The sequence below is a fragment of the Streptococcus danieliae genome (assembly GCF_025447695.1).
Classification (GTDB): domain Bacteria; phylum Bacillota; class Bacilli; order Lactobacillales; family Streptococcaceae; genus Streptococcus; species Streptococcus danieliae.
The window spans coordinates 21,917-28,006 of record NZ_JAOBSU010000006.1; the positions used below are offsets into that span (position 1 = coordinate 21,917).

The window sequence follows — 6,090 nt, forward strand, 5'->3', positions numbered from 1 at the left end:
ATATTATGGACAGAGTACTCGATTTTTTTAGAAATATTGGTGTCTATTTAAAGGGACTGTTTGTCGAAGATGAAGGTGGATTCCAAGAGGAAAACCTAGAGGTTATCCCGGAAGTGGGTCCGAAAGACAATCCTAGTCCAATAGCCCAGGCACAAGTGGAAGACAAGGCAGAGCGTAGTACCCTTACAAATCTATCCAGTCTACCTCAATCCAAGGCTTCTGAAGGTACCCTTTCTCTCCCTCAGAAGTCCCCTGTCAACCGAAATACAGAAGAAAGAGAAACAAAAACAATGAATACAAGTAGACCACAAAATATCACAGATTTACATGCAAGACAAGAGGAATTGGCTCGTCAGAACAGCCAAGGAGCTCCAGCAGAAAAGCACGTTATTTACGTTCGTTATCCACGTCGTTATGAAGAAACGGCAACCTTTTTGGATCTCCTCCTTCAAAACGAGAGTGTCTTGATTGATTTCCAATATATGACAGAAGTACAGGCACGTCGTTGCTTGGATTATTTGGATGGTGCGCGTTATGTGTTATCAGGTGATTTGAGAAAAGTTGCGAGTGGTATCTACCTCTTGACTCCTTCCAATGTTGTCATCAATATTGAAGATCTTCAACTGCCTGAAGAAACCAATAATCAAGCAATCGAATTTGACTTCGATATGAAACGGCGCTAATGAATATTTTATATTACCTCTACCGAACCCTCTATCTATTTCTTAATATCTTGGATTTGACCTTGGTAGCCTATATTATTCTCTCTTGGTTTCCCGGTGCCCTAAGGACACCGCTCGGTTACTGGTTGATTCGAATTGCGAATCCCTTGGTGCGGCCTTTTCGAAACCTACCTCTCCAATTTTTAGGATTGGATTGGACCGTTTTTGTCGTTTTAATCTTATTAAATCTGATTCGTGACCGTCTGCTTCCGTTTCTTTTCTTGTCATGGTAAAAGAACTAAAAAATTTAGCCCAGCATGTAACAAAAGAGGATCAGCTCTTTTTAGAAAAAGCTTGGGAGTGGATTCAACGAGTTGAAGACCAGTATGTTCCGGTCTTAAGCGATTTTTTAAATCCTCACCAAGTGAGTCTGGTTGAAAATTTAGCCAGTCATCGGGAGCTCAAGCTGTTTGATTCGGCAGATGTCTGGCCTAGTGAGCAATCGCGTCTCTTGCTGGCTCCTAGTTACTATGAGTTAGATTCAACTGATTTTGAGTTGGAATTGCTGGCCATTCGTTTTCAGAGTCAGTTTGGGAAATTGACCCATCCCCAAGTTTTGGGGAGTTTGTTGCATCAGACAGGTCTTGATCGGCGAGTTTTTGGGGATATTTTAATTGGCGAGAATCAGGTTCAAGTCTTTGTTGAGCGGCCCTATGTTTCGCTGATTACCCAAGAGGTTCGTAAAATCGGTCGTTTGGGTGTCACTATTTCTATCAGTGCGATGGAGGAACTTCTCCAATTGGAGGAAGAGGTTCAGACAAAAACGATTTTCTTAGACAGCCTTCGCCTGGATCGCCTGGTTGCTTCTGCTTTTCAATTGGGCCGAAGTAAGGCGGCTCAATTGGTTAAGGCCAATAAAATAAAGGTGAATTATCAGGATCGAAAGGAAGTTTCTTATCCCATCAAGGCAGGAGATATGCTGAGTATTCGAGGTAAGGGAAGAATTTATGTTGGAGAATCCATAGGTCTTTCAAAATCTGGTAGAATAAAAGTGGAATTAAAGATACTTGCACGTAAATAAGGAGAAAATATGGCACTTACAGCATTAGATATTCGCAATAAATCGTTTTCTACAAAGTTTCGTGGTTATGATGTCGATGAAGTGGATGATTTTTTGGATGTTTTAATTCGGGAATTTGAAGATTTAACACGTCAGTTAGCTGCTAAAGACGAGCAGATTCGGAATTTGGAAGAACGTTTGCTTTACTTTGATGAAATGAAAGATTCCTTGAGCCAGTCCGTTCTGATTGCTCAAGATGCAGCAGAAAAGGTAAAACAAACGGCTTCTGATGAGTCTAACAATATTATCCGTCAGGCTGAGCAAGATTCGCAACGCCTCTTAGATGATGCTAAATTCAAGGCCAATGAAATTTTACGTCAGGCTACGGATAATGCTAAGAAGGTGGCGGTTGAGACGGAAGAGTTGAAAAACAAAACCCGTATTTTCCACCAACAAATCCGTTCGGCAGTGGAAAGTCAGTTGAGTGTGATTAGATCTCCAGAGTGGGAAAATATTCTGAAACCAACCGCTTCTTATGTCCAAACCAGTGACGAAGCCTTTCGTGAAGTGGTTGTATCAGCCCTTGGGGAAGACCAGGCGGTGGCCCATGACGAGCCAATTGATATGACCCGTCAATTTTCACCGGTAGAAGTAGCTGAATTGCAAAACAGGATTGCCTCTGCCAACCAAATGGCAGAAACACAATCCTATCAAGGATTGGCTGCAGATGTAAATGCGGCTTTAGATGCAGTTGATGCGACGGAAAAAGAAAGAGTCGATCTTTTATAATCTTTTAAAAATTCCATGAAAACACGGTTGTGTGAATATATTGTCAGCGAGTAGGAGATGGTGTGAGTCCTACAATCCCTGTTCCCACGATTATCCTTTCATGTTTTCTGTACTGAACTATTAAATTAGGTATGGACGGGTCGTTCCGTTATCAACTAAGAGGGTAACTTGGGAATTGTGAGCCCAATTTACTGAAGTAAGGTGGTACCACGCTTTGTCGTCCTTAGGGAAGAGACAGAGTGTGTTTTTTTATAGAAAGGGAATCAAATGAAATTAAAAGAAACCTTGAATTTAGGAAAAACTGGCTTCCCCATGCGTGCTGGCTTGCCCACAAAAGAACCTCTCTGGCAAGAAGAGTGGGACAAGGCTGACTTGTACCAGCAACGCTTGAAACTTAATGAAGACAAACCGACCTTTGTTTTGCATGATGGTCCTCCCTATGCGAATGGAAATATCCATGCAGGTCATGCCCTTAATAAAATCTCCAAGGACATTATCGTGCGTTCTAAATCCATGACTGGTTTTTATGCACCATTTGTTCCAGGTTGGGATACTCACGGACTGCCAATTGAACAGGTTTTAGCCAAGCAAGGGGTAAAACGTAAAGAGATGGACTTGGTGGACTATCTAGAGCTTTGTCGGGAGTATGCCTTGGGTCAGGTTGAAAAGCAAAAGGCTGACTTTAAACGCCTAGGTGTAGCAGCAGATTGGGACAATCCTTACGTCACCTTAACGCCAGATTATGAGGCTGCCCAAGTCCGCGTCTTCGGAAAAATGGCTGAAAAAGGCTATATCTACCGTGGAGCTAAGCCTGTTTACTGGTCTTGGTCATCAGAATCTGCGCTTGCGGAAGCGGAGATCGAATACCATGATGTGACTTCAAACTCACTCTACTATGCCAATAAGGTTAAGGATGGTAAGGGTGTTCTAGACACCAATACGTATATCGTTGTCTGGACCACAACACCATTTACCATCACAGCTTCTCGCGGTTTGACTGTTGGTGCAGATATTTCTTATGTGCGGGTGCAAGCAGCTGGCGACGATCGTCATTTTGTGGTGGCAGAAGAATTGTTGGATCGTTTAGCTGAGAAATTTGCCTGGGAAGATGTCCAAGTGGTCGCTCGTTATACGGGTAAAGAGCTGGAGCATATTGTGACAGAGCATCCATGGGATACTGAGGTTGATGAGCTGGTCATTCTTGGAGACCACGTTACGACGGATTCCGGTACTGGGATTGTCCATACAGCCCCTGGATTTGGTGAGGATGACTACTATGTCGGAGTTGCCAATGGACTGGAAGTAGCTGTGACCGTCGATGAACGTGGAGTGATGATGGACAATGCCGGAGCTGATTTTGCAGGTCAATTCTATGGCAAGGTCTTACCGACAGTTGTTGATAAATTGGGCAACCTTTTGTTGGCTCAGGAAGAAATCACCCACTCCTACCCATTTGACTGGCGGACTAAGAAACCGATCATTTGGCGGGCTGTTCCGCAGTGGTTTGCTTCCGTATCTGATTTCCGTCAAGAAATCTTGGATCAAATTGACCAAGTTCAATTCCACATGGACTGGGGACGCACACGTCTTTACAACATGATTCGTGATCGTGGCGATTGGGTCATCTCGCGCCAACGGGCCTGGGGTGTTCCGCTTCCAATTTTCTACGCAGAAGATGGAACAGCAATCATGGAGACCGAAACAATTGAGAACGTGGCGCAATTGTTCGAGGAGCACGGAGCTTCTGTTTGGTGGGCTCGCGAAGCCAAAGAGCTCTTGCCAGAAGGTTATAGTCACCCAGGATCGCCAAACGGTGTCTTCACCAAGGAAACCGACATCATGGACGTTTGGTTTGATTCCGGTAGTTCTTGGAATGGGGTTCTTCGAAATCGGGACAATTTGCAGTACCCAGCCGACCTCTACCTCGAAGGTTCGGACCAATACCGCGGTTGGTTTAATTCTTCCTTGATCACCTCCGTTGCTAATCATGGCGTTGCTCCTTATAAACAGCTCCTTTCTCAAGGATTTGTTTTGGATGGTAAGGGTGAAAAAATGTCCAAGTCGCTAGGAAATACCATCTTGCCTAGTGATGTGGAAAAACAGTTTGGTGCTGAAATCCTGCGTCTTTGGGTAAGTAGCGTTGACACCAGCAATGACGTGCGGATCTCCATGGATATCTTGAGTCAGGTATCAGAGACCTATCGGAAGATTCGGAACACTCTCCGCTTCTTGTTGGCCAATACTACTGACTTTAACCCAGCTGAAGATTGTGTTGCATTTGAAGACTTGCGTTCCGTTGACCAATACATGATGGTCCGCTTCAATCAAGTAGTCGCAGCCATCCGGAAGGACTACGATGGTTTCAACTTCCTCAACATCTATAAAACCGTTGTGAACTTCGTGACCGTTGACCTGTCTGCTTTCTACCTGGACTTTGCCAAGGATGTTGTTTACATCGAAGGAGCTAAATCCAAAGAGCGCCGTCAAATGCAGACAGTCTTCTACGACATCTTGGTCAAACTTACCAAACTTTTGACCCCAATCCTGCCACACACAGCCGAAGAAATCTGGTCCTACCTGGAATTTGAAGAAGCTGACTTTGTACAGCTAACAGACTTCCCAGAAGTTGAAAGCTTTGCCAATGGCGAGCAACTGCTGAAAGAATGGAAAACCTTCTTCAGCTTCCGCTCCCACGCTCAAAAAGCCTTGGAAGAAGCACGTGCTGGCAAAGTCATCGGAAAATCCCTAGAAGCTGAATTGCTCGTCTATGCAAGCCCAGAACTCCTAGCGGAGTTGGAAGCCCTTGAGACAAACTTGGCTCAACTCCTTATCGTTTCTAAGCTAACCCTAGCATCTGAGCCAGCCCCAGCAGAAGCCCTCAGCTTTGAAGATCTAGCCCTTGTGGTCAAACCAGCAGAAGGACAAGTCTGCCAACGCTGCCGCCGCGTTGACCCAAGTGTGGGAACCAACAACAATCCAAACCTAGACATGGTTTGTGACCACTGTGCGTCCATCCTGGAAGCTAACTTCCCAGAAGCTGTCGCAGAAGGCTTTGAAAGCCCACAAAAATAACATCAGACTCCTTTAATCTGACTGATTGATACTCGCGGAAGACAAAAAATAACTAGGAAAATCGATTTTGAAATCCGCTGAATATGATTAAAAACCTCCCCTTACCGTGGATAGTGATTATCTTCACTAGAAATGCTGAGGGGAGGTTTTGTTTGTCTGAGGGGATTGGGAGATAGAAAAAGAATCTCGGTTCTATAATAAGTTGTGTGGAAAGCTTGCTCTCCATGCAACTTTTTTTGTAATTCAGAGTGCAAAAAAAAGCAATTTCTAGTAAACTGATAAGTGGAAAAAAACATCAGAATAGGAATTGCTTCATATGGACTATGTTACTCAAAAATTACTCGGAATTCAAGACCTAAACATTACTTTTAGAGAAGATTGGCTTACTTTTCGTAAAGATAAGCGAAATCGTCTTGCCCAAATCATTGAACCCAAATTATTCATACCTCAAACAACTCCGTGTAAATAGCTAAAAAATCATCAGAAATTGCCAAAAAACAATGGCAA

The 6,090-nt window shown here is 43.9% G+C and carries 5 protein-coding genes; all 5 read left to right on the plus strand.

Features of this window, described 5'->3' with window-relative positions; all coding sequences use genetic code 11:
- Window positions 1-5: 5 nt before the first annotated feature.
- Window positions 6-683 carry a cell division protein SepF gene (locus N4310_RS08630; RefSeq protein ID WP_262091728.1) on the plus strand — a complete coding sequence of 226 codons (678 nt, stop codon included), beginning with the start codon at window positions 6-8 and terminating at the stop codon, window positions 681-683.
- On the plus strand, window positions 683-955 hold the full coding sequence (locus N4310_RS00950) for a YggT family protein (RefSeq protein ID WP_262091729.1): 273 nt from the start codon (window positions 683-685) through the stop codon (window positions 953-955). The genes N4310_RS08630 and N4310_RS00950 overlap by 1 nt, the downstream gene beginning before the upstream one ends.
- Window positions 949-1,743, plus strand: coding sequence for a YlmH family RNA-binding protein (locus N4310_RS00955; RefSeq protein ID WP_262091730.1), 795 nt, complete (start codon window positions 949-951; stop codon window positions 1,741-1,743). The genes N4310_RS00950 and N4310_RS00955 overlap by 7 nt, the downstream gene beginning before the upstream one ends.
- Before the next feature lie 9 nt (window positions 1,744-1,752).
- A complete protein-coding gene (locus tag N4310_RS00960) occupies window positions 1,753-2,511 on the plus strand; it encodes a DivIVA domain-containing protein (protein ID WP_262091731.1) in 759 nt (252 codons plus the stop codon).
- 267 nt (window positions 2,512-2,778) lie between these two features.
- Window positions 2,779-5,583: an isoleucine--tRNA ligase gene (ileS, locus tag N4310_RS00965; RefSeq protein WP_262091732.1), complete on the plus strand. Its 2,805-nt coding sequence runs from the start codon at window positions 2,779-2,781 to the stop codon at window positions 5,581-5,583.
- Window positions 5,584-6,090 lie beyond the last annotated feature (507 nt).